Consider the following 26,365-nt stretch of genomic DNA (forward strand, 5'->3'; position numbering starts at 1 on the left):
CAAGGGGCGCGGGGAACTGCGCGACCAGCCACGACGGCGCAGCAGCGGCACGACAACCCGTCGCGGCACTTTCGTCGCCCGGCGCCTCCTGCTCGGCGGAGTCCAGACCGTGGCCGTCGTGCTGCTGGTCTTCGCGCTCACCGAGGCGCTGCCGGGCGACGCGGCCGTGGCCCTGGCGGGCGACCAGCCGGACCCCGCGCGCATCGCCGCGATCCGCGAGGCGCTGGACCTGGACCGGCCGGCGTACGAGCGGCTGGCCGACTGGGCGACGGGCCTGGTGCACGGTGACCTCGGCACGTCCCTGACCTCCGGCCGCCCGGTCACCGAGTACCTCGCCGACGGCTTCGGCCCGACGCTGCTGCTGGCCGCGCTCACGCTGACCCTCCTCCTCCCTCTCGGTTTCGGTCTCGGCGTGCTCGCCGCCCGCCACGAGGGACGGCTCGTCGACCGGCTGGTCAGCTCGGTGACGCTGGCCGTGTACGCGGTACCCGAGTTCGCCCTCGGGGTCCTGCTGGTGACGGTCCTCGCGCTCAAGCTGGCCTGGTTGCCGCCGACGGCTGTCGGCTACGGCACCGACCTGCTCGCCCATCCGGCGGCGCTCGTGCTGCCGGTGCTGGTCCTGCTGTCCCGCCCGGTGTGCTCCCTGTCCCGCCTGGTCCGGGCCGGCATGGTCGACGCCCTCGCCTCCCCCTACGCCGTCCACGCCCGCCGCTACGGCGTCCCCGGCGCCCGCGTCCGCTACGCCCACGCCCTACCGAACGCCCTCGCCCCGGCCGCGCAGCAACTCGCCCGCACCATCGACTGGTTGCTGTGCGGGGTGATCGTGGTGGAGGCCCTCTTCGTCATCCCGGGTCTGGGCACGGTCCTGCTCAATGCCGTGGCCGAACGGGACGTGCCTGTGGTGCAGGGGCTGGCCGTGGTGTTCGGAGTGCTGACGGTCTTGCTCAACCTCGGTGCCGACCTGGTGGCCCACCGGCTCACGCCCCGCGCGGGGGTGGCCGCGTGACGCCGCCCGTCGGTCGCCGTCGCCGTTTCGCGTTCGGCCTCGCCATCGTCACCGTCCCTCTGGTCCTCGCCCTCCTCGGGCCGCTGTTCACCGGTGACCCCGGCCCCCGCGCCACCTCCTTCACCCTCGGCGACAACCACTGGCTCGGCACCGACTTCGTGGGCCGTGACGTCTGGCGACAGGTCCTGCTGGGTGGCCGTACCGTCGTCCTCACCGCCCTGGCCGCGACCGCGCTCGCCTATCTCGTCGCCGTCCCGGTCGCGCTCATCAGCGCCCTCACCCGCCTGCGCGGGCTGGAGGAACTGCTGATGCGGCCGCTGGACGTGCTGCTCGCCGTGCCGTCGCTGCTGCTGATCCTGCTCGTGGCCTCCGTGCTGTCGCCGGGAACGACCGGACTCGCGCTGCTCGTGGCGCTGGTGAACGTGCCCGACGCGGCCAGGATCGTGCGGTCGGCGGCAGGGGAGGCGGCCGCGCGCCCCGCCGTCGAGGCGCTGCGCATGCAGGGGGAGACCTGGTGGCGGATCGCCGTCGGCTATGTCGGCCGTTCGGCGCTGCGCACCCTCGCCGCCGACGCCGGGATCCGCCTGACCGGTGTCCTGTACCTGGTGTCGACGGCCGCGTTCCTCGGGGTCGGCGTCGCCCCGGATGCCGCCGACTGGGCCGTCATGGTGGACCGCAACCGCACCGGACTGCTGGTCCAGCCCTGGGCCGTGGTGGTGCCCGCGCTGCTGATCGTGGCCCTGACGATGGGCACCAACCTGCTCTTCGACGCCGCGCTGGAGAAGACCGCGCCGAAGAAGACCGCGCCGGACAAAGCCGTGCCTGAGACGACCGCACCCGAGCAGAAGGGACCACGCCGGTGAGTCGGGCAGAGCATGCGGCGGTCGCCGAGATCCGCGATCTCCGCGTCGAGATAGACGGCCGCGCGATCGTCGACGGCGTACACCTGGCCGTGCTGCCCGGGAAAGTGACCGCGCTGGTCGGCGCCTCGGGCAGCGGGAAGACCACGACCGGGCTGGCGTTGCTGGGCGAGTACCCGCCCGGCGCGATGGTCACGGGTGAGGTGCGGCGGCCCGGGGACGGCCCGGTGGGTTACGTCCCCCAGCACCCCGCCGCCGTCCTCAACCCGGCCCGTCGCGTCAGCGCCCTCCTCGACGACCTGGCCCGCCCCCAGGTCCGCCACCTGCCCCGCGCCGAACGCCGCGAGACGGCCCGGGAACTGGTGCTGCAAGCCCTCTCCGACGCCCAACTCCCGGACGCGGAAGAGCTGTTGTCGCGCTACCCGCACCAGCTCTCCGGCGGCCAGCAGCAACGCGTCGTCCTCGCCCAGGCCCTGCTGCTCGGCTCCCGCGTCGTCGTCGCCGACGAACCCACCACCGGCCAGGACGCGTTGACCAAGAGCCGTATCGTCGAGCAGCTGGCGGCGGTCGCGGCACGGGGCATCGCGGTCGTCCTGCTCAGCCACGACCTCGACGTGGTGCGTGCCCTCGCCGACGAGGTCCTCGTCATGCGTGCGGGCCGGGTCGTCGAGTCGGGGCCGGCGGAGCGGCTGTGGGCGGCACCGCGGCACGAGTGGACCCGCCGGCTGCTGGACGGACAGCGTGCGATCCGGCAGGACGGCACGAGCGCGGATGCGGCTCAACCGGTCTTGGAAGTAAGGGACTTGACGGCCGCACACGACCGCAGGACCGTCGTGCTGCGCACCCCGCACCTCGCCCTCCACCCCGGCGAGTGCCTCGCGGTGGTCGGCCGTTCCGGCAGCGGCAAGACCACGCTCGCCCGCTGCCTGGCAGGCCTGCACCGGGACCAGGACGGACAGATCCTGCTCGACGGCACCCGGCTCCCGCGCAGCCTGCGGCACCGCAGCCGCGCCCAACTCGCCGCCGTGCAGTACGTCTTCCAGGACGCCCGCGCCGCCTTCGACGAGTACCGGCCCGTGCTGCACCAGGTGGCGCGCACGGCGGTGCGGCTGCGCGGCGCCGACGAACGGACGGCGGTGCAGGAGGCATCCGCCACCCTGAACCGCCTCGGCCTGCCGGAGATCCTGGCCCGCCGCCGCCCCGGCGAACTCTCCGGCGGCGAACTCCAGCGCGCCGCCCTGGCCCGGGCCCTGCTCGCCCGCCCCCGGGTACTGATCTGCGACGAGGTCACCTCCGGCCTGGACACGGTCACCCGGCGGGGCATCCTCGATGTCCTGGCCGGCCTGGTGGCCGAGGGCGACGAACTGTCCCTCGTCCTCATCACCCACGACCTGGAGACGGCACGGCTGGCTCACCGCATCGCCGTGCTGGACGCGGGTGAACTGGTCGAACAGGGTTCGACGCAGCGGATTCTGACGGAGCCCCGGCATCCGTTCACACGCTCGCTCATGCGGACGACGGAGCGGCTGGAGTCGGGGAGCCGGCTGTGAGAGCCGACCTCCGGGCACCGTCGCGGAGGTGACGGGAAGGCCTCTGCGAGGGGCCCGGAGATCGGCAGCATGGGGTGGCGCCCGCGCCTACGACCTGGTCGGCAGGTGCCGGCGGCGCGGGCGGGCGGTGGCCCGGGCGAGCAGCGTGTGGATCTGGCGCACCGCATCGCCGGGGTGGGTGGCCGGGGTCGTGAAGGACAGGCGGACGTCGCGGTGGGAGCCCGCTGTCTCCAGCCGGAGGACCAGGCCGTGCCGGTCCAGCCGCAGCGGCCGCAGACCGGTCGCGCCGAGCTGCTCCCGGGCCGGCAGCAGCCGGGCGAGCGGGGCGACGGTGTCGGCGTGGGCCGCGTCCAGCCGGCCCAGCATCTCCGCCTCGTGCGTGGCCAGGGGGTCGGGGGAGGCGAGGGTCAGCTCGTCGAGGCCGATGATGGTCGTGCCGTCGTCCTCGGTGAGCACGGCACGGGCCGGATGGAACACCAGGGCCTTCGGCCCGAGCGCGCTGAGCCAGCCGCCCAGCGTCAGGCGGGAGCGCACCCGTTCGCGTACGGCGACGGCGGCGACGTCGGTGAACTCCACGAGCGCGGCGAGATCGCCGTGCGGCGCCACGGCCAGTTCGGCGGCGAGGTGGCCGTCCGGCGGGTTGTGCAGGAGCAGCCGCGCGGCGGCGTCGACGGTGTGCAGGCCGATCAGTTCGATGCGGTGGCCCTGCGTGGTGACGGTCAGCGAGCCGGCCGCCGCCAGCACCGAGCGGGCACGCTCGGCGGGCGTCGGCTCAGGGCAGGTGGCAGCAGGCATGGGAACCTTTCGAGCCGGTGGCCTGTACTTAGGTAAGCCTAACCTACCTTGACTTCGCGTGGTCACCAACCCGTCAGCAGCAGGTGGTTGACGAGCAGGGCCAGCACCGCCTGTCCCGCGAGCCAGGCCCGCGGCCCCCTCAGGAAGGCGCAGGCCGGCAGCAGCCACAGCGCGAACGGCAGCCAGATCCGCTCCGTCTCCGCCTTGCTCATCCCGGACAGATCGGCCGCCAGCATCGCGACGAGCGCGCCGAGCACCAGCAAGCCGAGGCGGAATGCGGCCGTACCTCTCTGACGGACGATCACCACCGCGGTCCGCCGCAGCCCCGCCGCCGTCGCCAGGCCCACCACCAGCACCTGGCAGGCGAGGTTCGCCCACACCCAGTAGGCCTGCGGCCGGGTGCCGCCGGCGCCCTGGTTGTAGCGGGTGACCAGCAGGTCGTAGGCCTCCCACCAGTAGAAGCCCAGCGCGGTGAACACCACCGGGACCACCGCGAACCCCGCGAGCGCGAAGGGCAGCGGGCGGACGCGCTCCGAGCCCAGGAACAGCACGGCCGCCGCGATCACGACGAGTAGCGTCAGGCCGTACGACAAACAGACCGTCAGGCCGAACAGCAGACCCGAGGCCAGGCCGGTCCGGCGCGGCCGATGTCCCGTCACCGCCAGCGCGAGCAACGCCACCGCCCAGGCCGCGACAGCCGCGAAGTAGCCGTCGGCGGAGGTGCCCATCCACACCGCGCCCGGCGCCAGCACCAGGAAGGGCGCGGCACGGCGGGCGAGCTTCTCGTCGGCGAGTGCGCGCACGGTGACGAGGATGCCGAGGGCGGCCGTGGCGCCGACGGTGATGCACCAGACCCCGGCCCACGCGCCGCCGCCCAGGCCGATCCGGTCCAGCTGGACGAAGGTGAGGGTGGCTGCCGGGGGATGCCCGGCGACGTGCGCGGGCCAGTGCTCCGGTGAGCCGAGCAGGATGTGCCGGGTGAAGTCCCGCAGTGCCGCGGGGATGTCCTGGAAGCGGTCGATGACCTGGAGATACTCGTAGCGGGTCGTCAGCCGGCGGGCGATGCCGCGCTGCCAGCCGTCGACGAGCGCGAGCGAGAAGGTCCAGGCCAGGCCCGCGCCCCAGACGGCGAGCAGCAGGCGGCGCCACGACAGTCGGGCGGCCAGGACAGGGCCGTACGCTACCACGGCGGCCGCGACGGCGATCGCGGCCGGGGTGCCCGGACCGACGTGCGGACCCCAGTCCGCCAGGAGCGGTGGCCAGTTGACGAACAGGGTGCCGTCGCGGTGCTCGATCGCGGTGCCGACCAGGGCGGCGAGGCCGAACAGGAGCGCCGCGGCCCCGGCCGCGTACAGATCACGGCGCAGGTCCCTACGGGCGTCGGGGAGCGCGTCGAGGCGGGTGTCGGACAGGAGATCGCTGGTCACCTCTGCACGCTAGGACGCACCGGGTCCACCGGACGCGTGACAGGCGCGGACGTCAGAGTTTCGTCATGGTTCGCGACGGCCTTAGAGGCCCTGGTCAGGCCTACGGTCGGGACATGGCACGGTCTCCGAACTCCCCCCTGTCTCCCTTCTCTCCCGCCTTCTGGCGCAGCCCGCTGCGCGGCCCGGGGCTCACCTCGGTGCTGGGCATCGTGCTGCTCGGCGGGATCACGGTGCTGTTCGTGACGGGGCTGGTGTCCTACGCCGCCTACAACCCGAACCTGTCGCCGGTGAACGACAAGACCCCGGACAAGGGGATCCTCGGCTTCTACCTCTTCTCCTGGCCGACCAGCCCGCACTGGCTGTACCGCCTCAACCAGGGCGTCCACGTCACACTCGGCATCACCCTGATCCCCGTGCTCCTGGCCAAGCTGTGGTCGGTCCTGCCGAAGCTCTTCACACTGCCGCCGGCACGGTCACTCGCGCACGCGCTGGAGCGGATCTCGCTGCTGCTCCTGGTCGGGGGCGCGCTGTTCGAGTTCGTGACGGGCGTGCTCAACGTCCAGCTCGACTACCTCTTCCCCGGCTCCTTCTACACCCTGCACTTCTACGGGGCGTGGGTGTTCATCGGCGCGTTCGTCGTGCACGCCGTGCTGAAGACCCCGACCGCGCTGCGGAACCTGCGCCGCATGCGGGAGAAGAAGGACGAGGGGCCTGAGGAGGGGACGGGGGAGGAGGACAGGGAGCTGATCGCGCCGAGTCCCGCCGAGCCGACCGTCTCGCGGCGCGGTGCCCTCTGGTTCGTCGGCGGGGGTTCGCTGCTGCTGTTCGCCACGACCGTCGGACAGAACTTCGACGGTTTCCTGCGCCGGACCGCCCTCCTCGCCCCGCACGGCGGTGCCGAGCCGGGCAGCGGCCCGGGTGGCTTCCAGATCAACAAGACCGCCGCCTACGCGGGGATCCGCGAGGCCGACACGAGCGACGAGGCGTGGCGGCTGGTCGTCGAGGGCCGGGCCGGCCGGACGGTCCGCCTCAGCCGTGCCGACCTGCTCGACATGCCGCTGTACAGCGCGGCGTTGCCGATCGCCTGCGTGGAGGGCTGGTCGACGTCCGACCAGTGGTGGCGCGGCGTACGGCTGCGGGACCTCGCGGCGCTGGTCGGCCACGACCAGGACCCGCCAGACGTCCTGGTGGAGTCGCTCCAGCAGCGCGGCGCCTTCCGCCGGGCCGCCCTGCGGGCCAACCAGGTCGCCGACTCCCGCTCCCTGCTCGCCCTCTTCGTCAACGGCGAGGACCTGACCCCCGACCACGGCTACCCGGCACGGATCATCGTGCCCGCCGCGCCCGGTGTGCTGAACACCAAGTGGGTGGCGCGGATGACGTTCGGAGACCTGTGATGCACCGACTGACGCGTCGACCGACGGGCCGGCTTGTGCGCCTGCCGAGGCCCGCCCTGGGCAGCCCCCTCCAGATCCTGCTGCTCGCCTGCTCGTTCGCGCTCGCCGGATACGCGGGCTTGCGACTGCTGGACGGGGAGTGGTTCGAGATCGTGCTGTGGTTCGTCGGCGCGGCGATCCTGCACGACCTGGTGCTGGTGCCGCTGTACGGGGCGGCGGACCGGGCGCTGCTACGGGGTTTCGAGGCTGCCGACCGCCGGAGCTGGATGCCGTACGTCCGCGTCCCGGCCGCGTTGTCCCTGCTGCTCCTGCTGGTGTGGTTCCCGCTGATCACCAGCCGGGTGGCGGACCGCTACGCCGGCGTCACGGGCATGTCCACGGACACCTTCCTGGCCCGCTGGCTGCTGATCACCGCCGTCCTCTTCGGCAGCTCGGCGGTGCTGCTGGTGCTCCGGCGGCGCAGGGGCGGTCCCGTTCGCAACAGGCCCTAGGCCGCCTGGGCCGCCGCCGGTGCCACCGGAAAGCCCTCCGTGCGGAAGACCTGCCGCCCGGCGTCCACCGCGAACACCTCGCAGCCCGGCCGGGCGGCGGCCCACGCGACACCGTCGGCGCCCATCGCGAACGCGGCGGTCGCCACGGTGTCCGCCACGGTCAGGGAGGCAGCCACGACGGAGAGAGACAGCAGACCCGTCGCCGCGCGCCCGGTACGCCCGTCGATGATGTGGTCGCCGCGCTCGTAGCGAGCGGACGTCGCGACGGCACCGTCCGTCAGCTCGGCGACCGTGCACACCTTGTCGGCCTGCTCGGGGTGCCGTATCCCCACCCGCCAGGGTCCGCCCGCGGCGACCACGTCACCACCGGCGTTGAGCACGAAGCGCCGAGCCCCCGCCGCCTTCAGCAGCTCGGCGGCCCGCTGCACGGACCAGCCCTTCACGACCGCGCACGGATCGAGCCCGCGCCCGGGCAGCCGTACGTCGAAGGCGCCGCCGGTGGCGACCCGGTACTCCTCGCACAGCCCCAGCACCTCGGCGAGGTCCGCGCTGATCTCACCCCGGGCGACCTCCCCCCGGTCCAGCCGGCAGACCTCGCTGTCGGCCCTGAACGGACTGAACCGGGCGTCGACCTCACGCAGCCACGCGAACACGGCATCGGCCGCCTCCTCACCGACGTGCTCGTCGTCGACCCGCAGTGAGACGGGGAACCCCATGACGTGTTCGACTCGCTGCACGATCAGCCCTTCGCGTCGATGGCGGCCTGGAGGGATTCCTTGTAGCCGTCGCTGGTGATGGTGGCCCCGGAGACGGTGTCGATGTCCGTGCTCTGGGCTTCGAGGGTCTCGGAGATGAGCTTCGGCACCGCGGCCGTCGTCTGCGGGTGGTTCGGCTGCTGGAGCATCTTCACCGACGCGATCCTGTCGCCGTCGAAGGTCACCTGGACCTGCACGGGACCCTTGTCGGTGTTCACCGTCGAGCCGTCGACCGTCTGGGACCGCGAGGCGGCGGACGCGGACGCCGACGGGGAGGAGGTGGACGCCGACTTCGCGTTCGCGTCGATGGCGGCCTGGAGGGATTCCTTGTAGCCGTCGCTGGTGATGGTCGCCCCGGAGACGGTGTCGATGTCCGTGCTCTGGGCTTCGAGGGTCTCGGAGATGAGCTTCGGCACCGCGGCCGTCGTCTGCGGGTGATTGGGCTGCTGGAGCATCTTCACAGCCGTGATCCTGGTGCCCTGGAAGGTCACCTGGACCTGCACGGGGCCCTTCTCGGTCTGAACCGTCGTGCCCCTGACGACCGTGCTGCCGGAACCCGAATCCGAGCCCGACGCGGCGGAGGACGAATCCGAGGGCGTGGCGGCCGGCGCGGCGGCCTCCGTGCTGGCCGCGCCGAGCGACGGCTCGTAACGCCAGACCGGGATCAGGCCCGCGATGCTGAGGACCAGGACAGGTATTGCTCGCTTCACGATGTCTTCCCGTCCCTCAGCCGGCCAGGCTGAATCGCTCGAAGTGGACCTGCTCCTTGGGCACGCCCAGCTCGCGCAGGCTCCCGATCACCGCGTTCATCATGGGCGGCGGGCCGCACAGGAAGACGTCCCTGTCCGCGATGTCGGGGACCAGCCGCTCCAGCTCCGCAGGGGCCAGCCGGTCCGGCGTGACCGGGCCGGTGACCAGGTGCAGTTCGGCGCCCTTGGCGTGGGCGAGTTCAGCCAGCTCGCCGTACAGGACCGCGTCCCGGTCCGAGCCGACCCGGTAGATCACGACCGCGTGGCCGTGCAGCTCCTCCAGCAGCGCCCGGATCGGGGTGACACCGACGCCGCCCGCGACCAGCACCGCCTCCGGCCGGGTGCGGTGCATCGCGGTGAACGCGCCGTACGGGCCCTCGGCGAACACGCGCGTGCCGACCTTGAGGTGCCTCAGGGACGCCGAGCCGTCGCCGGCCGCCTTGGCCGTGAGCCGCAACTGGTTGCCGTCGGGAGCGGCCGACAGGGAGAACGGGTTCGCCTGCCACCAGCGGTCCTTCGTCAGGAACCGCCACAGGAAGAACTGGCCGGCCCGCGCGGGCAGCCGGTCCAGGTCACGGCCGGTGATGTAGACGGAGACGACGTTGTCGGACTCGGGGACCACGGCCGACACCCGGAACTGGTGGCGCCAGTTCCGCCACAGCGGCAGCACCAGCCGGCCGACGAACACCGCGCCGAGCGCCACGCCCCACACCGCGTACCAGTACGCCGTGGCGGCGGACGAGGAGGTGAAGGACGTACCGACCGCGACCTGGTGCGTGAAGGCCAGGACCACCGCGACGTAGGTGTACAGGTGGATGAAGTGCCACGTCTCGTACGCCAGCCGGCGCCGTGCGAACCGGGCCGAGACGGCACCGATCACGATGATGATCCCCAGCGCGACGACGGCGCGCAGCACGCCCTCGACCGTCTCGGCGAGGTCGATCAGCTGGTTCACCGGGTCCAGGGAGGACGACTCGGCGTAGCCGAAGGTGATGAACACCGCGTGCGCCAGGAGGGCCCACAGGACGCTGAAGCCGGTCCAGCGGTGCCAGGAGGTCAGCCGGTCCATGCCGATGCGGCGGTCGAGCCACGGCAGCCGGGCCACCAGCAGCAGCTGGAAGGCCATGAGCAGCGCACCGCACAGGCCGGTGAGGCGGCCGAGCACGATGAGCGCGTTGGAGGCGAAGCCGGCGGCGGAGAAGAAGTAGAGCACCACGGCCACGTTCGCGGCCAGCACGGCGTACAGACCCGTGCGGGCGACGACCCTGGGGCGTATCGCCGTGGGGGGCGCAGGGGGCGATTGGACGGTCGTCACGTGCGACAGCTCCTTGATCTCGTCTGTGGATACCGAGCTTGTCCGGCGAGTGCTGTCGAAAAGCTGTCGTACTTCTTTCAACTGGTTATCGATGTGGTCCCGGGCCCACACCCGGCTCATGGGAACGGTGCCGGGTGCCGCAGTATGAACGGGTGGAGAAAGTACGCCTGCTGGTCGTGGACGACGACCCGCCCATCGCCGACCTCGTCGCGACGGTCGCCCGCTACGAGGGCTGGGACGCGGTCACCGCGAACTCCGGCGAGGAGGCGCTGCGACTGGCCGCCGAGTTCCACCCGGACATCGTGGTCCTGGACCTGATGCTGCCCGACGTGGACGGCTTCGGCGTCCTGGACCGGCTGCGCGGCGCCGGGAAAATGGTGCCCGTGGTGTTCCTGACGGCCCGCGACGGGGTGGCCGACCGGGTGGCCGGCCTGACCCGCGGCGGCGACGACTACCTGGTCAAACCGTTCGCCGTGGAGGAGCTCATGGCCCGGCTGCGCACCGTCCTGCGGCGCAGCGCCGGCCCCGGCTTCCAGCGTTCCGTCCTTCGGGTGGCGGACCTGACGATGGACGAGGACACCCGCGAGGTCCGCCGCGGCGACAAACAGCTCACACTCACGCCGACCGAGTACGAGGTGCTGCGCTACCTCATGCGCAAGTCGCCGACCGTGCTCACCAAGGCGCAGATCCTCGACCACGTGTGGGAGTACGGCTTCGGCGGCCGCTCGAACGTCGTCGAGCTGGTCGTCAGCCGGCTGCGCCGCAAGCTCGACGAGTCCGACGACGGCAGGGGGCCGCTGATCCACACCGTCCGCGGCTTCGGCTACGTGATCCGGCAGGCGGCCGAGTGACGGGGCGGCTGCGGCGGGCGTATCGCGGGATGCGGCTCGGCACCCGGCTGGCGCTGGGGCTCGGGGTGCTGGCGCTGTTCGTGTTCGGCGTCGTGGGCACGGCCCTGACGACATACATGCGGGACTACCTGTCGGCCCAGCTCGACACCCAGCTCGCGCAGGGCCAGATCGCCCAGTCCAAGAGCATCGCGGACTACGGCACGCTCTCGGGCAAGAAGTACTACAGCTGGTTCTACGCCGTGTACGACGTGTCGGACGGCAAGCCCGTGCTGCGCAGGCCCGAGGACCCCGCCGACCTGCCGCAGGACGTCGACGACTTCACCTCGCTGGCCGAGGCGCAGACCGGCGCGCACACGGAGATCCTGCGCACCGAGCACCTGAAGGGCAAGGGCGAGTACCGGCTGCGGGCCTGCGAGGTCGAGCCCGGCGTGGTACTGGTCAGCGCCGCGCCCATGGAGGACATCGAGGACACCGTGGGCCAGCTGATCACCATCCAGGCGGTCACGTTCGGGCTCGCGCTGCTGGCCCTCGTGGTGTTCGGGCGCGGGATGCTGCGGCGCGGTCTGAAGCCACTGAGCGACATGGCGCACACCGCCCGCGACATCACCTCGCACGACCTCACCGACTCGGCCCAGCTGCCCGTACGGCACGACCGGCGGGGCGGAGGGCCCGAGGTGGAGGAGCTGCGCACCGCGTTCAACACCATGCTGGAGCACATCGACGACTCCCTCGCGGTGCGCGCGGAGGCGGAGCAGCGCCTGCGCCGCTTCGTGGCTGATGCCTCGCACGAACTCCGGACGCCTCTGATGTCGGTACGGGGCTACGCCGACCTCTTCCAGTACGCCGCGGCCAACGCCCCCGAGGAGCGGGAGCGGCACCTGGCCCGGCTGCGCGCCGAGGCCGCCCGCATGGGCTTCCTCCTCGACGACCTGCTGCTGCTCGCCCGCCTGGACGCCGCCGAGGTGGAGACGCCGCTGCGGATGCAGGACGCGGACCTGGTGGACCTGGTCGAACAGGCGGCGGACGCCTTCCGCGTCACCCACGCCGACCACCCCCTCACGGTCGCCCCCGGCCCCGGCTCCCTGAAACTCCGCCTCGACCCCCAGCGCATCCGCCAGGTCCTGGACAACCTCCTCGCCAACGCGGCGATCCACACGCCGGCCGGGACGCCTGTGTCCGTCGCGGTCTCGGTGACGCAGACCACCGCCGTCGTCCGGATCACCGACGCCGGCCCCGGCATCCCGCCCGCCGACCGGATACGCGTCTTCGACCGCTTCTACCGGGTCGACAAGGCCCGCAGCCGCGACCGGGGCGGCAGCGGGCTCGGACTGGCGGTGGCGCAGTCCCTGGTCCAGGCCCACGGCGGGCGCATCGAGCTGAGCGGCGAGCCCGGGCAGACGGTGTTCACGGTGACGGTTCCGCTCGTGGTGGACGGGAGGCCGGAGGCAGGTCTTACGGACCCGTGACATGACCGGCGCCGGACGGCCGAAACGGCCCCCTCGGCCCTAGCGTGAGCGCATGCGCGTACTGGTCACCGGCGGTGCCGGTTTCATCGGGTCCCACGTCGTCGATGCACTCAAGGCGCACGGGCACGAACCCGTCGTGTACGACGTCCGCCTCGACCCCGAGTCGGACGTGCGCAACCCCTACGCCGTCCGCCACGCCCTGACCGGCGTCGACGCCGTGTGCCACCAGGCCGCGATGGTCGGCCTCGGGGCCGGCTTCGCCGACGCCACGGAGTACGTCTCCCGCAACGACCTGGGCACGGCCGTACTGCTGACCGCCATGGCCGACGCGGGCGTACGCCGACTGGTGCTGGCCGGTTCGATGGTGGTGTACGGCGAGGGACGCTACGAGTGCGAGCGGCACGGCGTCGTACGTCCGGGCCCGCGTGCCGTGGCCGATCTCGACGCGGGCCGGTTCGAGCCGTCCTGCCCGCAGTGCGGCGCCGACCTCGCCCCCGGGCTGGTCGCGGAGGACGCCCCGGTCGACCCGCGCAACGTGTACGCGACGACGAAGCTCGCCCAGGAACACCTGGCCGCGGCATGGGCCCGCGCGACGGGCGGCACGGCGGTGTCCCTGCGCTACCACAACGTCTACGGACCGGGCATGCCCCGCGACACCCCCTACGCCGGGGTCGCCTCCTTCTTCCGCTCGGCGCTCGCCCGCGACGAGGCGCCCCGCGTCTTCGAGGACGGCCGCCAGCGGCGGGACTTCGTCCACGTCCGGGACGTGGCAGCCGCCAACCTGGCCGCGCTGGAGGCGGGTTCGGCAGCTCTCCCGGGTGCGCTCACGGCGTACAACACCGGCAGCGGCGACCCGCACACCGTCGGCGAGATGGCCCACGTGCTCGCACAGGCGTACGGCGGCCCCGAGCCGGTCGTGACCGGGGAGTACCGGCTGGGCGACGTACGGCACATCACCGCCGACTCGGCGCGGCTGCGCGCGGAGTTGGACTGGAAGGCCGAGGTGGGGTTCGCCGACGGGATGCGGGAGTTCGCGGTGGCCGGAATGCGAGGGGCGTAGGCTCCCTCGGACTGGTGGTGCTGCCCGCCTCTCAAGAAGCGGCAGCGGGCAGCACCACCTCGAAGCGGCACCCCCCGGGGACGTTCCGCACCGAGGCCCGTCCGGCGTGCGCCTCCACGATGCCCCGCACGATGGCGAGGCCCAGCCCCGCCCCCGCCGGCGGGGTACGCGCATGGGTGCCGCGCCACCCGGTGTCGAAGACGCGCGGCAGGTCCTCGTCGGGAATGCCGCCGCAGCCGTCCGTGACGGACAGGACCACACCCTCTGCCGAGCGCACGGCCGCGAGGGCCACGGTGCCGTCGGCCGGCGTCCGGCGGATGGCGTTCACCAGCAGATTGCCCAGCACCCGGCTCATCTCCTTGCCGTCCACCTCGACCGGCACCGGTTCGATCCGCTCACCGACCAGCCGTACGCCGCACTCGCGGGCCAGCGGGTCGGCGCCCGCGAGCGCGTCGCCCACCAAGTCGTACAGGGAGATCCGGCTCGTGCTCAGCGCCAGCGTCCCCGCGTGGATACGGGACAGTTCGAAGAGGTCGCCCACCATGCCGTTGAGCCGCTCGACCTCCATCCGGATCTGTTTGAGATAGCGGTCGGGATCGACGGCGACCCCGTCCTCCAGTGCCTCCGCCATCGCACGCAGGCCGGCCAGCGGGGTACGCAGATCGTGCGAGATCCAGGCCACGAGCTCACGCCGGGAGGACTCCAGCGCCCGCTCCCGCTCTCGGGACTCGGCGAGCTTGGCGCTGGTGGCCTCCAACTCGCGGCTCAGCTCGGCGAGTTCGGCGGTGGCGACACCGTCGGGCGAGGTGAAGTCGCCGCCGTCGCCGAAGGACCGGGCGGCGAGCGCGAGGGCGTGGCTGCGGGCGGCGACCCAGCGGCCGAGCAGCAGGGCGGTGGCCAGGGAGACCACGGCGGCCATGGCGACCACGGTCGTGACGACGGACAGGTCGTGCCCGTTCAGGAACATCGCCTGGGCGACGGCGAGCGTGCCCGCGAGCATCGCGGTGATGCCGACGCCGGCGACCACGGCGAGGTGCACGATGAGCGAGCGGCGCCGGACCAGCATGAGCACGCACGCGCCGAGCACGCCGGCCGCGGCGGCGCCGAGGAAGGCGAAGAGGGCGATCAGAAGGGTGTCGCGCATGATCACACCTCCCCGGCGGGAGACGGAGAGGGAGCGGGGGCGGGACCCGGGGCGGCGGTGCCGGTCGCGTCGAAGCGGTAGCCGACACCCCACACGGTCTGGATGAGCTGCGGCCTGGCCGGATCGTCCTCCACCTTGCCGCGCAGCCGGCGGACATGGACGGTGACGGTCGACAGGTCGCCGAAGTCCCAGCCCCACACCTCGCGCATCAGATCCTCGCGGCTGAAGACCCGGCCGGGGTGCCGCAGGAAGAATGCGAGAAGGTCGAACTCACGGATGGTGAGGGCGAGTTCGGCGTTGTTCTTGGTGGCCCGGCGGGCCGCCGGATCGACCGAGAGGCCGGCCGCGCGCAAGCTGCCCTCCGGCCGGACCGGGCCCGGGCGGGTGCGGCGGAGCACCGACTCGACGCGCAGGACGAGTTCGCGGGGGCTGAAGGGCTTGGTGACGTAGTCGTCGGCGCCGACCTCCAGGCCGAGGATGCGGTCGTCCTCGTCGCCGCGGGCGGTGAGCATGATGACCGGCACGGGCCCCTGGCCGCGCATCCGGCGGCACACCTCCAACCCGTCCATGCCGGGCAGCATCAGGTCCAGGACCACGAGGTCCGGCCAGTGCGCGGCGGCCCGGGCGAGGGCGTCGGGGCCGTCCCCGGCGCGGTCCACGACGTAACCGGCGCGGTCGAGGTAGCCCGAGACGACTTCGGCGACGGTGGGGTCGTCGTCGACGACGAGAACCCTGGCCCCTTGCCCGGCCCCGGCCTGCGGGTACGGCAGTTGCTGCTCCATGCCGCCAGCCTCGCACCCCCGGCGCATGTGTGCCGCCGTCGGGGGCTGACGTCCTTGTTTCGTAAGGAGCCCTAGCCCGATATGCCCGTTTCTGGCTCGTAGGGTGAAAGCCGTGACGACCCCATCCGCAGCAGCGAATGAACCCCGCACGGCCTCCGTCGACGTCGTGCTTCCCTGTCTCGACGAGGCCGAGGCCCTGCCCTGGGTCCTGGAGCGGATCCCGCCGGGCTGGCGGGCGCTCGTCGTGGACAACGGTTCCACGGACGGTTCGGCGGCTGTCGCCCGCGAGCTCGGCGCGACGGTCGTGCACGAGGAGCGGCGTGGTTTCGGCGCCGCGTGCCACGCGGGGCTGACCGCCGCCACGGCCGACATCGTCTGCTTCTGCGACTGCGACGCCTCGCTGGACCCGGGTGACCTGATGCCCTTCGTGCGCCGTGTCGCGGCCGACGAGGCAGACCTGGTCCTGGGCCGACGCCGTCCCGCATCCCGTGGCACCTGGCCGCTGCACGCCCGCGTCGGCAACCTCGCCCTCACCCGCCTCCTCCACCGCCGTACCGGCCTGCGCCTGCACGATCTGGGCCCCCTCCGCGCCGCCCGCCGCGACCGCCTGCTCACCCTCGCCCTCACCGACCGCCGCAGCGGCTACCCCCTCCAGATGGTCGTCCGCGCCGCCGACGCGGACTGGCGCATCGCCGAGTACGACGTGCCGTACCTGCCCCGCACGGGTGCGTCGAAGGTGACGGGGACCTGGCGGGGGACCTGGCAGGCGGTGCGGGACATGAGCCGGGTGCTGGGGGAGGCCGACGGGGGCGCGGGGGCGGGCGCGTGGTCCGGTGCCGGTGCCGGAGCCGGGTCCGCCCACCGCGCCGCATCCCGGCCCGGCGCCGCCCCGTCGAAAGGAACCCGCTCGTGACCACGCTCCTCGTCATCGCCAAGGAGCCCCGGCCGGGCCGGGTGAAGACCAGGCTGACCCCGCCCTTCACACCCGAGGAGGCCGCCGTGCTCGCGGAGGCGGCCCTGGTGGACACACTGGACGCCGTGGCGCGGACGCCGGCCCGGCGCCGGGTGCTGGTCCTGGACGGGACGCCGGGCCCCTGGGTGCCGCCCGGTTTCGACGTCGTACGGCAGTGCGCGGGCGGCCTCGACGAGCGGCTGGCCGAAGCCTTCGCGGGGTGCGACGGGCCGGCCCTGCTCATCGGCATGGACACCCCGCAGGTGACGCCGGAGTTGCTGACCGTCGACTGGTCGGGCTGCGACGCGTACTTCGGCCTGGCCGAGGACGGCGGCTTCTGGGCGCTCGGCATGGCCGAACCGGACCCGGCACGGCTGCGCGGCGTCCCGATGTCGACGCCGCAGACCGGCGCAGCGCAAAGGGCCCGGCTCGCGGGTCTGCGCGTGCACGACCTGCCCTGCCTGCGTGACGTCGACACGGCAGCCGATGCCGGCCTGGTCGCCGAGGCGGCACCGGGCGGACGTTTCGCAACAGCGCTGGCGCACCTCACCCCGACGGTGGACCGATGAGCGCTCCGCACGATACGACGACGGCAAGGATCGCCCGCCAGGCGGGCCCGGTCACGATCCACCACACGGACACCGGCACCGGCAGCCCCCCACGCGGGACTTCGTCCGAGCTCGGCACGGCCCCGAGCGCAGGCATGGACACCGGCGGTCGCCCGTCACGCCTCCCGTCCGACGCCGGCGTCTTTGGGCAGTTGGCCCTGGGCGCGGTCCACCACGAGGGCGCGGTCGCCGACAGCCGGCCGCACGGGACCGCGCCCGAGCCCGGCATGGGCGCAAGCCCCGGCATCCGCGTTCGGGTCTCCCCCTCCGACACCGCTTCCTGGTCCGCCGACCCCTATGCGCGTGCCCTGCGCGCCGGCCGGGGCCCCCTCTACCTGCGCCGTACCGACGGCTGGCTGTTGCCGCTCGACGTGGAGCGGTGGTGTGCGCAGGCCGATGCGGTGGACATGGAGGTGCTGCGGCGTTGCGAGGGGGCGGTGCTGGATGTCGGGTGTGGGCCCGGGCGGCTGGTCGCGGCGTTGGGTCGGCAGGGGCGCCGCGTGCTCGGCATCGACGTCAGCGAGGTCGCCGTCGCGTGCACGCTGCGCCTCGGGGGGCCGGCGTTGCGCCGTTCCGTCTTCGACTCGCTGCCCGGCGAAGGCCGCTGGGGCACGGCCCTGCTCATCGACGGCAACCTCGGCATCGGCGGCGACCCGGCGGCGCTGCTCGACCGGATGGCCCAACTCCTGGGGCCCGGCGGCCTGTTGATCGCCGAGACGGTGCCGGACCAGGACCTCGACGAACGCGTCCACGTCCACGTGACCGACGCCGGCGGCACCACCGGCACCCCTTTCCCCTGGGCCCGGCTCGGCACCCCGGCCCTGCTACGGCACGCCGAGCGCGCCGGTTGGGGTGCCGTCGGCGAGTGGGTGGCGGGCGGCCGGTCCTTCGTCGCCCTGCGCAGCAGCGGAGCCGGCCGACGTCGATGAAGGTGCGGTGCTGCGGCGCTGTGGTGCTGCGGTGCTGCCGTGCTGTGGTTCTGTAGTGCAGCGATCCGTCCGCACGGAGCCGGTCCAGTCCACAGTCCCGCAACACTGGACGTCTAGACTCTCCCCTCAACGGCCCGGACCCGTGGTCAAAAGCGGGCGAAATCTGCCAGACCCGAAGGGCATTCGGCGTTTTGATACGGATAGATTCAGTCACCAAGCGGTACCCGGACGGCACGGTGGCGGTCGACCAGCTCTCACTGGAGATACCCGACCGCTCGGTCACCGTACTCGTCGGACCGTCGGGCTGCGGCAAGACGACCACCCTGCGGATGATCAACCGGATGGTCGAGCCCAGCGAGGGCACCATCCTCCTCGACGACGTGGACATCCAGCAGCAGCCGGTCAACACCCTGCGCCGGTCCATGGGATACGTCATCCAGAACGCCGGCCTCTTCCAGCACCGCACGATCATCGACAACATCGCCACGGTGCCCCGCATGCTCGGCTGGGGCAAGGAGAAGTCCCGCGCGCGGGCGCGGGAGCTGATGGAGCGGGTGGGCCTCGACGGGGCGCTCGCCAAGCGGTACCCGTACCAGCTCTCCGGCGGCCAGCAGCAGCGCGTCGGCGTGGCCCGGGCGCTCGCGGCGGATCCGCCGGTGCTGCTGATGGACGAGCCCTTCTCGGCCGTCGACCCCGTGGTCCGCAAGGGCCTGCAGGACGAACTCCTCCGTATCCAGGAGGAGTTGGGCAAGACCATCGTCTTCGTCACCCATGACATCGACGAGGCCGTCAAGCTCGGCACGATGGTCGCCGTGATGCGCACGGGCGGCAAGCTCGCCCAGTTCGCCCCGCCGGCCGAGCTGTTGACCCACCCCGCGGACGAGTTCGTGGAGGACTTCCTCGGCGCGGACCGGGGCATCCGGCGACTGTCGTTCTTCCCCTCGGCGGGCCTGGAGCTGCTGAGCGAGCCCATCGTGGCCGTCGACGCCACCGCCGAGCAGATCACCGCTGCCGGCACGGCCGACGCGCCGTATCTCCTGGTCACTGACCCGGACGGCAAGCCCCTCGGCTGGGGCGAGCCGCAGGATCTCACCGCCGGGGAGATCGAGGCCGACCGACTCCTGCCGTACGGGCGCCCGTTCGTCACCGGCACCGACTCGCTGCGGGCCGCCCTCGACTGCGCCGTGCTCTCGCCCACCGGGTGGGCCGTCGCCGTGGACGCCGACGGCCGGGCCACCGGGGTCGTCTCGCAGCAGACGATCGGCGAGGCCATCCGCGGGGCGCACGCGGAGCGGCGCGCGGACGGCGGCAGGGCCGACGACGGCAAGGCCGGGGCCTCCGGGCCGACCGGTGCGACCGGTGCGACCGGGACGACCGGGACGACCGGGACGACCGAGAAGGTCGCGCCATGACCGAGCTCTTCGACATGCCGAGCGACCTCCAGAACAGCTACTTCGGACTGGTCGGCCTGCACCTGCGCGAGGCGCTGATCCCCGTGCTCGCCGGGCTGCTCGTGGCGCTGCCCGTCGCCCAGCTGTGCGTGCGCGTGCGCTGGCTGTACGCGCCCGTGCTGTGGGTCACGACCGTGCTGTACGCGATCCCCTCCCTCGCCTTCTTCGTCATCCTCATCGACTACACCGGCCTGAGCGAACTCACGGTGATGATCCCGCTGGCCGTCTACAGCCTGGTGGTGCTGGTCCCGGCCATCGTGGACGGTGTGCGGTCGGTGCCGCAGGAGACACTGGCCGCCGCGACCGCCATGGGCTTCGGGCCCGTACGACGCTATCTCCAGGTGCAGTTGCCGATCGCGGCGCCCGCGATCATCGCCGGACTGCGGGTGGCGTCCGTGTCGAGCGTCTCCCTCGTCAGCGTCGGCATGCTCATCGGCAACGCGGGAGCCCTCGGCAACCTGCTCAACAGCGGCCTGATCTACAACCAGCCCCGCCTGGTGTGGCTCTCCGTGGTCGGTACGGCCGTCCTCGCCATTCTCGTGGACGCCGTGCTGATCGGCCTGCGTCTGCTCCTGACGCCCTGGATGCCGCGCGGCACCCGTAAGAACGTGCGCCCGCTCGCCGTGAAGGAGGCCGCCCGGTGAACGTCCTGAACTTCATCAACTCCTTCTTCAGCGACAGCGCGCACTGGCAGGGCTACGACGGCATCCCCGCCCGGCTCGCCGAGCACGTCCAGTACACGCTGCTGGCACTCGGCATCGCCGCCGCGGTCGGACTGCCGGTCGGCCTGCTCACGGGCCACACCGGTCGTGGCGGCAACGCGCTCGCCCTCATCGCCACCTCCGCCCGGGCGCTGCCCAGTTTCGGCCTGATGGTGCTGATGTTCATCCTGCTGGGCCTGGGCATGGCCCCCGTCATGATCCCGCTGGTCGTGCTCGCCATCCCGCCCATCCTCGTCACCACCTACGAGGCCATGCGCTCCGTCGATCCCACGCCGGTGGACGCCGCTCGCGGCATGGGCATGGCCGAGGCCGGGGTCCTGTTCCGGGTCGAACTGCCGGTGGCTCTCCCGCTGATCCTCAGCGGCCTGCGCTCGGCAGCCATCCAGATCGTCTCGACGGCCACCATCGCCGCGTACGTCAGCTTCGGCGGCCTGGGCCGCTACATCATCGACGGCCTCTACCAGCGCAACTACGAGAAGGTCGTCGGCGGCGCCACGCTGGTCGCCGCGATGGCGCTCACGACGCTGGCGCTGTTCTGGGCCGTGGCTCGGTTCGCGGTCTCACCGGGGGTGCGCAGGCGCGGCTAGCCACGCACCCACGGTGGTCCGCAGGTGCGACTAGGCCCGCGGGGCCGGCCGTACGGCGACCGCGTCGACCTCGAACAGCATGCCGGGCAGCGCGAGCGAGGCGACGCCGCTCAGGGTCTGGGCGGGCAGGCGGTCGCCGAACCGGACACGCAGCGCCTTGCCGATGGCCTCCAGCTCGGCCGCGTCGTGGTCGACGATGAAGGTGCCCAGGCGGACGACGTGCTCGTAGCCGAGGCCGACGCCCTCCAGCGCCGAGCGCAGCCGGTCTTCGGGAAGTCGCCCGGCACGGGTGCGCCGTTGCCGTCGGAGGCGTATTGGCCTGCGATGAAGACGAGTTCGCCGGGCGCCGAGACGGCGTGGCTGTAGCTCAACGGGGTCGGGTCGTGCAGGGCGGGCGGATTGGTGATCGTGCGCTCGTCGAGGCTCATGCCTCATCCCAACACGCTTGCGGGCGCGGGCATTCCGCGTCCGCCGCCGCCTCGCCTCCCCGTCCCCCGGTCAGTCCTGCGTGCGTGCCAGCGCCAGTTCCAGCACGACGAGCAGGGCGTCGCGGACCGAGCCGCGTTCGCGGGCGTCGAAGACGACGACCGGGACGCCGTCGGTCACGTCGAGGGCCCAGCGGATCTCCTCCAGGGTGTGCTCGACCTTGCCGTCGAAGGCGTTGGCGGCCACCGCGAAGGGGATGCCCTTGTGCTCGAAGTAGTCGACGGCGGCGTAGCAGTCGTCGAGCCGGCGGGTGTCCACGATGACGAGCCCGCCGACGGCGCCCTCGACGATGTCGTCCCACATGAAACCGAACCGCTCCTGCCCGGGCGTGCCGAACAGATACAGCTTCAGGGTGGGGTCGATGGTGAGGCAGCCGAAGTCCATGGCCACGGTGGTCGTCGTCTTGCGGGGCGTGTGCGTGAGGTCGTCCACGCCCGCCGCGACCTCCGTGATCGCGGCCTCGGTGGTGAGCGGCTCGATCTCGGATATGGCGCCCACGGTGGTGGTCTTGCCCACGCCGAAGCCGCCGGCGATCACCATCTTGACCGGCAGCGGCGGTCGTACGGTGGCCGCCGCCGCGGCGGATGCGCCGGTGGCCGGTTCAGTCGTCGTCACGGAGTGACCCCTCGTGAGTCGGGTATGGCGCGCAGGCCGTCGATGACCCTGCGCAGGACGGAAGCGTCGTGGATGACGCCGGAGTCGGGCACGTGCACCGTCAACTGCCCGGCGGCGCGCAGGTCCTCGGCGAGGACGCGCACCACGTTGAGGTGCAGCCGCAGCCGGGCCGCGATCTCCGCGATGGACTGTGGCAGCCGGCAGACGGCGACGATGTCGTGCTCCTCGAAGGCCAGCCGGTCGAGCGCGTCGAGCCCCTCGGTGGTGGCCACCACCTGCGTCTCAACGGGCATCGACCGCCCGTCGGCATCGGCCACGACCCGCCCGGCGGTCACCAGGAAGGGCCGCACAGCGGAGGCAGGACCGACCGACTCGACCCCACAGGGGCCCGCCCGGCTGGGATCCGGCCCACCGGGGTCCGACCCACCGGGATCCGCCCGTCCAGTATCCGGTCCACCGGGGTCCGACCCACCGGGGTCCGACCCGCCGCTGTCCGGTCCATCAGGGTCCGGCCCATCAGGGTCCGGCCCATCGGGGTCCGGCCCACCGGGGTCCCACCCACCGCTGTCCGGTCCACCGGGGCCCGGCGCATCGGACAGCGGGCCGTCAAGGGCCGCCCCGCCGTGCTGCGGCCCGCCAGGTTCCGGTCCGTCAGGCTCGGACCCCGTGAGGTCCGGCCCATTGAGCTGCGGCTCGTAGTGTTCCGGCGCGCCAGGGTTCGGCTCGCCAGATTCCGGCTCGCCGGGGTTCGGCCCCTCGGGGTCCGACCGGCCAGGGTCCGACTCGCCGTGTTCCGGCCCGCCAGGTTCCGGTCCGTCAGGCTCGGACCCCGTGAGGTCCCGCCCATTGGGCTGCGGGCCGTCGGGTTCCGGGGCGTCGAGGTGCGGTGCTGGAGTGCCGTCCGCCATGGCGTTCTCCGTCCTCCTCGGCCGGGTGCCGGGGCTCCCGGGTTTCTTCCCGGCGCCCGGTCAGCGGGTCGACGCGGTGCCGACGCTGTTCTTCAGCTCCAGTACGAGCTGCGGGCTGAGGGCGGAACCGGCGCGGTTGGCGAACACGGTCATCTCGTAGGCGATGTTGCCCAGCTTGGCCTCCTTGTCGGTGACGACGCCGAGCACGGCGCCGCTGCCGATCGTGGAGACCAGGACGTGGCCGCCCTCCAGGTCGATGATGACCTTGTTGAGGCCACCGAGGCCGTAGTTGCCGGAGGCGCCGGCGGCCAGGCTGGTGATGCCGGAGACGATCGCGGCGAGCCGCTCGGAGTCGGCGTGCTCACGCAGCTCGGACACGGCGATGAGGAGGCCGTCGGACGAGACGGCGATGGCGTCCACGACACCGGCCGTCTCCTTCGCGAAGCGATTCAGCAGCCAGGTGAAGTCGGCTGCGGCGGCCTGCAGTTCGGCCGGCGTGGGGCCTCCCGCCGGGGTGCCACCTGTCGACGTGCTCACTGCTCCGCTCCTTCCGGGGGGTCGTTCTGGTCATGCGCATGGGGGGCTGGGGTTGTCACTCGTGCAGACGGCGCATCGGCGCCGCCGTTACCGCCGTTGCGGCTGTCGCGGTGCGCGCGCTCCACGGCAGCCTCGAACTCGTCGAGCGCGGCCCGCACGGCCTGTGCGTCGAGCGTCCGCGCGTCCTGCCGCAACGCCGTCTGCCGCTCGGAGGCCTCGACGGTCGTACGCAGGGTCGCACCGCGGACGCGGCGACGCAGGGGGCGGGCAGCGGGGGCGTCGCCCGTGGTCGCGGGCGACGCACCGGGCCGGGCCGCGGTCACGGAGGGGTCCGGCTGCTCGGCCCGTGCGTGATCGGCGGATGCCGCCGCGTCGCCCCCGGTTGCGGGAGCCTCCTCGGTGCGGGCCGCGGGGACGGACGGCACTCCTTCCGGTGCGGGCTCGCGCTGCGCGACCCGGCGGGGGAGGGGCCGCAACCCGTCGGCGTCCGGGGCGTCGTCCGCCCGTACGGCATCCCCCTGCACGGCCGCGGACGGCCGGGGGCCGGTGGCAGCAGCCGCACGGCCGGCGTGGTCGGAGTCCGTTCCGTCGGCCGCCTTCGGCCCCGAATCCGAGCCGCCCGGGGCGACAGCGGCCAACGCCGCCGTAGCCGTCGAACCCGTGGTGCTCCCCGTCACCAGCAGCGACGACGGCACCGTCACCTCGGCCGTCACACCGCCGCCCGGCGTGCGCGAGAGCGTGACCGCGATCTCCCAGCGGCGCGCGAGCGTGCCGACCACGAACAGGCCGAGAACCTTCGTCGGTACGAGGTCGAGCCGTTCGCGGCGGATCAGGCGGGCGTTCTCCTCGTCGAGGCGTTCCGGGGCCATGCCCAGGCCGTGGTCCGAGACGACGATCACCGCGTCGTTGCCGGCGGCCGCCACCGCCACCTCGACCGGGCTGCCCTCCGGCGAGAACGACACCGCGTTCTCCAGGAGCTCGGCGATCATCAGCGTCAGGTCGCCGATGACCTCCGGCTCCACCACGGCCTCGGTCCGCGCGCGCAGTTCCACGCGCTGGTAGCCCTCGATCTGGCCGAGCGCGGCGCGTACGACGTTGGTGAGCGCGGTCGGACCGGCGTCCAGGACCGCCTCGTGGATGCCGGCGAGCAGCATCAGGCTGTCGGCGTTGCGGCGCAGGCGGACCGCGATGTGGTCGATGGAGTACAGCCGCTCGAGGAGGGCCGGATCGGTCTCGCCCCGCTCCACCGCGTCGATCAGGGCGAGCTGGCGTGTGGTGAGATTGCTGACCCGGCGCCCCACGTTGCCGAACATCTCCGCGACGTTGCGCCGGCTGAGCACCTGCCGCTCCAGCAGCGCGGCCGCCATGGTCTGCACCTGGTTGAACGTCTCGGCGAGTTCGCCGATCTCGTCGCGCGCGGTGACCGGCATCGCACGCAGCCGCGGCGGACCGTCGTCCTCGGCGTCGTCGTCGGCCACCCGGGCCAGCTCGCGTTCGGCGACCTCGGCGACCTGCCGTGCGGCGCCCGTGAGGGCCTGCACCGGGCGGACCACCGAGCGGCGCACCAGCATCGCGAGGACCAGCCAGACGACGAGGCCGAGCAGGGCGAGCCCCAGCAGGAGCACCGCGCGCCACGCCGCCTTGTCGGAGGCGCTCTCCGCCTGGTCGGCGATCTGGCCGATGAGAGAGGTGGTGATCGCCAGCCGGGTCCTGGCCTGGTCCCGGTAGGCGGGGTAGGAGTCGAGCGCAGCGTCCAGTGACGTGCGGATCTGCGCGGGCGAGGCGCCCTGGGCGGCGCCGGGGTCGATCTGCAGCTCGGCGAAGTGCCGGCTGATGACGCTCTGCGCGGCGGTGTACTTGATCCCGGCGAGCTGCGCGGCCTGCGCCTCGGTGGCGAACCGGGAGAAACGTTCGGCCTGATGGGTGTACTCGTCGTAGGAGCCGACCGCGCCGATGAACTCGATGAGGGCGTTGGAGTCACCGGTCGACGCCGAGAAGACGCCGGTCTCGAAGGCACTGTGGGCGGCGCCCGCGCGCAGCAGCGAGTCCAGCAGATTGCCGGTGAAGGCGGTCGCGAGATCGGGGTTGCGGTCCAGGCCCAGGCCGTCGATCAGGTTCTGCGCGGCGTGGGTGTACGCGGGGTCGATGTTCTCGGCGGGCAGATACCCCCGCTCGATGGTGTCACGCAGGCTGCTCAGGCCCTCGACTCCGCGCAGCGCCTGTGCCTCGGTCTCCGGCAGCCGTTCCCCGAAGGCGTCACGCACCCGCTCGACCTGGACGTTCACGAGGGACTGCGCCGTGCGGTAGGCGGCGGACGAAGGCGCGTCTCCGTCTGAGGCCTCGTGCCGTACGGAGAGCAGGACGGCCTGCTGGTGCTCGGACGCCAGCCGGTCGGCGAGCGTGGCGACCTCGGTGCTCTCCCGGACCAGCCGGGCGGCGTCGGCCGCGTCACGTGACTGCGCGGTCTGGTCGGCTATGAGGTAGGCAAGAAGGACCGCTACCACGGTCAGCGGCACACCGACGAGAAGGCTGAGCTTCCGCCGGAAGGGCCAGCGGTCGGCGAAACCGCGTAGACGACGTGGGCGGGGAGCGCCCACCTCGTTCGTGGACACCGAGTTGCCTCCTTGGTGGGCGTCGCACGGCGCGCGAGGTCTCACGTGACCGTTGTTGACCGGTATCGCCCCCGTCAACGTCGGGGACACTATCGCCTCTTGCCTTTCGTGACCGGAACTGTACGTCAAGAATCCGTTACAACACCCTGCGCCCCAACCGTCCCCCCTTCACATCGGGGCACAAGCGGCCATCGTTCGAGGCCAATCGGTGACCGGATTGCTCTTGACTGGGACAGAACCGGCTGGATTGGATCAGTGGAGAGTTCTGCCCAGACCTCGGGGTCGGCCCTTCAACCCCCACAAACCGGAACGG

Annotated in this window: 24 protein-coding genes and 2 pseudogenes; 14 read left to right on the forward strand and 12 right to left on the reverse strand. The window is 72.7% G+C overall.

Translation table 11 applies throughout. The features are described from left to right. Positions 1-16 precede the first annotated feature (16 nt). From ACFY5C_RS22855 to ACFY5C_RS22865, 3 genes are read left to right on the forward strand one after another with little or no spacing between them, the layout of a single operon-like run. A complete protein-coding gene (locus tag ACFY5C_RS22855) occupies positions 17-1,006 on the forward strand; it encodes an ABC transporter permease (RefSeq protein WP_389447197.1) in 990 nt (329 codons plus the stop codon). Further along, positions 1,003-1,869, forward strand: a complete 867-nt coding sequence (locus ACFY5C_RS22860) for an ABC transporter permease (RefSeq protein WP_389446924.1) — start codon at positions 1,003-1,005, stop codon at positions 1,867-1,869. Before ACFY5C_RS22855 ends, ACFY5C_RS22860 begins: the two co-directional genes overlap by 4 nt. Further along, positions 1,866-3,416 carry an ABC transporter ATP-binding protein gene (locus tag ACFY5C_RS22865; RefSeq protein WP_389446926.1) on the forward strand — a complete coding sequence of 517 codons (1,551 nt, stop codon included), beginning with the start codon at positions 1,866-1,868 and terminating at the stop codon, positions 3,414-3,416. Before ACFY5C_RS22860 ends, ACFY5C_RS22865 begins: the two co-directional genes overlap by 4 nt. 87 nt (positions 3,417-3,503) lie before the next feature. On the opposite strand, the gene ACFY5C_RS22870 is transcribed toward ACFY5C_RS22865, so the two are convergent. Next, complete coding sequence (locus tag ACFY5C_RS22870) at positions 3,504-4,211, reverse strand: DUF2470 domain-containing protein (RefSeq protein ID WP_389446928.1); 708 nt, start codon at positions 4,209-4,211, stop codon at positions 3,504-3,506. Positions 4,212-4,273: 62 nt separating this feature from the next. After that, positions 4,274-5,638 carry a hypothetical protein gene (locus ACFY5C_RS22875; RefSeq protein WP_389446930.1) on the reverse strand — a complete coding sequence of 455 codons (1,365 nt, stop codon included), beginning with the start codon at positions 5,636-5,638 and terminating at the stop codon, positions 4,274-4,276. Positions 5,639-5,751: 113 nt separating this feature from the next. Here ACFY5C_RS22875 and ACFY5C_RS22880 point away from each other — a divergent pair, with 113 nt between their 5' ends. Then, complete coding sequence (locus tag ACFY5C_RS22880; protein WP_389446931.1) at positions 5,752-7,032, forward strand: molybdopterin-dependent oxidoreductase; 1,281 nt, start codon at positions 5,752-5,754, stop codon at positions 7,030-7,032. Beyond that, positions 7,032-7,523, forward strand: coding sequence for a hypothetical protein (locus tag ACFY5C_RS22885; protein ID WP_389446933.1), 492 nt, complete (start codon positions 7,032-7,034; stop codon positions 7,521-7,523). Before ACFY5C_RS22880 ends, ACFY5C_RS22885 begins: the two co-directional genes overlap by 1 nt. On the opposite strand, the gene ACFY5C_RS22890 is transcribed toward ACFY5C_RS22885, so the two are convergent. The 3 genes from ACFY5C_RS22890 to ACFY5C_RS22900 are packed head-to-tail and all read right to left on the reverse strand — an operon-like array spanning position 7,520 to position 10,342. Further along, on the reverse strand, positions 7,520-8,239 hold the full coding sequence (locus ACFY5C_RS22890) for an FAD:protein FMN transferase (RefSeq protein WP_389447198.1): 720 nt from the start codon (positions 8,237-8,239) through the stop codon (positions 7,520-7,522). The genes ACFY5C_RS22885 and ACFY5C_RS22890 overlap by 4 nt on opposite strands. 23 nt (positions 8,240-8,262) lie before the next feature. Further along, positions 8,263-8,988 (reverse strand): FMN-binding protein, encoded by a 726-nt coding sequence (locus tag ACFY5C_RS22895; RefSeq protein WP_389446935.1) that lies wholly within the window; start codon positions 8,986-8,988, stop codon positions 8,263-8,265. 16 nt (positions 8,989-9,004) lie between these two features. Further along, entirely contained in the window at positions 9,005-10,342 is a 1,338-nt protein-coding gene (locus tag ACFY5C_RS22900; protein WP_389446937.1) for a ferric reductase-like transmembrane domain-containing protein, read from the reverse strand. 152 nt (positions 10,343-10,494) lie between these two features. On the opposite strand from ACFY5C_RS22900, the gene ACFY5C_RS22905 reads away from it, so the two are divergent. Genes ACFY5C_RS22905 through ACFY5C_RS22915 form a run of 3 tightly spaced genes read left to right on the forward strand, consistent with a single transcriptional unit; the run spans position 10,495 to position 13,719 of the window. Further along, positions 10,495-11,193: a response regulator transcription factor gene (locus ACFY5C_RS22905; RefSeq protein ID WP_328422005.1), complete on the forward strand. Its 699-nt coding sequence runs from the start codon at positions 10,495-10,497 to the stop codon at positions 11,191-11,193. Next, positions 11,190-12,659, forward strand: a complete 1,470-nt coding sequence (locus tag ACFY5C_RS22910) for a sensor histidine kinase (RefSeq protein ID WP_389446939.1) — start codon at positions 11,190-11,192, stop codon at positions 12,657-12,659. The genes ACFY5C_RS22905 and ACFY5C_RS22910 overlap by 4 nt, the downstream gene beginning before the upstream one ends. Before the next feature lie 52 nt (positions 12,660-12,711). Continuing rightward, a complete protein-coding gene (locus ACFY5C_RS22915; RefSeq protein WP_389446941.1) occupies positions 12,712-13,719 on the forward strand; it encodes an NAD-dependent epimerase/dehydratase family protein in 1,008 nt (335 codons plus the stop codon). Between the two features lie 31 nt (positions 13,720-13,750). Here the strand turns inward: ACFY5C_RS22915 and ACFY5C_RS22920 are convergent, their stop codons facing one another. Both ACFY5C_RS22920 and ACFY5C_RS22925 read right to left on the reverse strand, forming a co-directional pair. Next, a complete protein-coding gene (locus ACFY5C_RS22920; RefSeq protein WP_389446943.1) occupies positions 13,751-14,863 on the reverse strand; it encodes a sensor histidine kinase in 1,113 nt (370 codons plus the stop codon). A gap of 2 nt (positions 14,864-14,865) precedes the next feature. Continuing rightward, the gene (locus ACFY5C_RS22925) at positions 14,866-15,645 is read right to left on the reverse strand and encodes a response regulator transcription factor (RefSeq protein WP_389446945.1); all 780 of its coding nucleotides are present in this window, start codon (positions 15,643-15,645) and stop codon (positions 14,866-14,868) included. Positions 15,646-15,748: 103 nt separating this feature from the next. Between ACFY5C_RS22925 and ACFY5C_RS22930 the strand changes: the two genes are divergently transcribed. From ACFY5C_RS22930 to ACFY5C_RS22955, 6 genes are all read left to right on the forward strand, one after another. Continuing rightward, the gene (locus ACFY5C_RS22930; RefSeq protein ID WP_389446947.1) at positions 15,749-16,558 is read left to right on the forward strand and encodes a glycosyltransferase family 2 protein; all 810 of its coding nucleotides are present in this window, start codon (positions 15,749-15,751) and stop codon (positions 16,556-16,558) included. After that, entirely contained in the window at positions 16,555-17,166 is a 612-nt protein-coding gene (locus ACFY5C_RS22935; protein ID WP_389446949.1) for a DUF2064 domain-containing protein, read from the forward strand. The genes ACFY5C_RS22930 and ACFY5C_RS22935 overlap by 4 nt, the downstream gene beginning before the upstream one ends. A 266-nt stretch (positions 17,167-17,432) precedes the next feature. Then, the gene (locus ACFY5C_RS22940; RefSeq protein ID WP_389447200.1) at positions 17,433-18,134 is read left to right on the forward strand and encodes a class I SAM-dependent methyltransferase; all 702 of its coding nucleotides are present in this window, start codon (positions 17,433-17,435) and stop codon (positions 18,132-18,134) included. Positions 18,135-18,325: 191 nt separating this feature from the next. Beyond that, on the forward strand, positions 18,326-19,546 hold the full coding sequence (locus tag ACFY5C_RS22945) for an ABC transporter ATP-binding protein (RefSeq protein ID WP_389446951.1): 1,221 nt from the start codon (positions 18,326-18,328) through the stop codon (positions 19,544-19,546). After that, positions 19,543-20,229, forward strand: a complete 687-nt coding sequence (locus ACFY5C_RS22950) for an ABC transporter permease (RefSeq protein ID WP_389446953.1) — start codon at positions 19,543-19,545, stop codon at positions 20,227-20,229. Before ACFY5C_RS22945 ends, ACFY5C_RS22950 begins: the two co-directional genes overlap by 4 nt. After that, the gene (locus ACFY5C_RS22955; protein ID WP_389446955.1) at positions 20,226-20,894 is read left to right on the forward strand and encodes an ABC transporter permease; all 669 of its coding nucleotides are present in this window, start codon (positions 20,226-20,228) and stop codon (positions 20,892-20,894) included. Before ACFY5C_RS22950 ends, ACFY5C_RS22955 begins: the two co-directional genes overlap by 4 nt. A 30-nt stretch (positions 20,895-20,924) precedes the next feature. On the opposite strand, the pseudogene ACFY5C_RS22960 reads toward ACFY5C_RS22955, so the two are convergent. The 5 genes and pseudogenes from ACFY5C_RS22960 to ACFY5C_RS22980 form a co-directional block, all read right to left on the reverse strand. Then, a pseudogene (locus tag ACFY5C_RS22960) lies at positions 20,925-21,322 on the reverse strand (RidA family protein). Positions 21,323-21,392: 70 nt separating this feature from the next. Next, positions 21,393-21,995 carry an ATP/GTP-binding protein gene (locus ACFY5C_RS22965; RefSeq protein ID WP_389446957.1) on the reverse strand — a complete coding sequence of 201 codons (603 nt, stop codon included), beginning with the start codon at positions 21,993-21,995 and terminating at the stop codon, positions 21,393-21,395. Then, a pseudogene (locus ACFY5C_RS22970) lies at positions 21,982-22,345 on the reverse strand (DUF742 domain-containing protein). The gene ACFY5C_RS22965 and the pseudogene ACFY5C_RS22970 overlap by 14 nt, the downstream one beginning before the upstream one ends. Positions 22,346-22,963: 618 nt before the next feature. Then, positions 22,964-23,440, reverse strand: coding sequence for a roadblock/LC7 domain-containing protein (locus tag ACFY5C_RS22975; protein WP_389446959.1), 477 nt, complete (start codon positions 23,438-23,440; stop codon positions 22,964-22,966). After that, positions 23,437-26,052 carry an ATP-binding protein gene (locus tag ACFY5C_RS22980; RefSeq protein WP_389446961.1) on the reverse strand — a complete coding sequence of 872 codons (2,616 nt, stop codon included), beginning with the start codon at positions 26,050-26,052 and terminating at the stop codon, positions 23,437-23,439. Before ACFY5C_RS22980 ends, ACFY5C_RS22975 begins: the two co-directional genes overlap by 4 nt. Positions 26,053-26,365 lie beyond the last annotated feature (313 nt).

It is taken from the genome of Streptomyces sp. NPDC012935 (assembly GCF_042900345.1).
Lineage (GTDB): Bacteria > Actinomycetota > Actinomycetes > Streptomycetales > Streptomycetaceae > Streptomyces.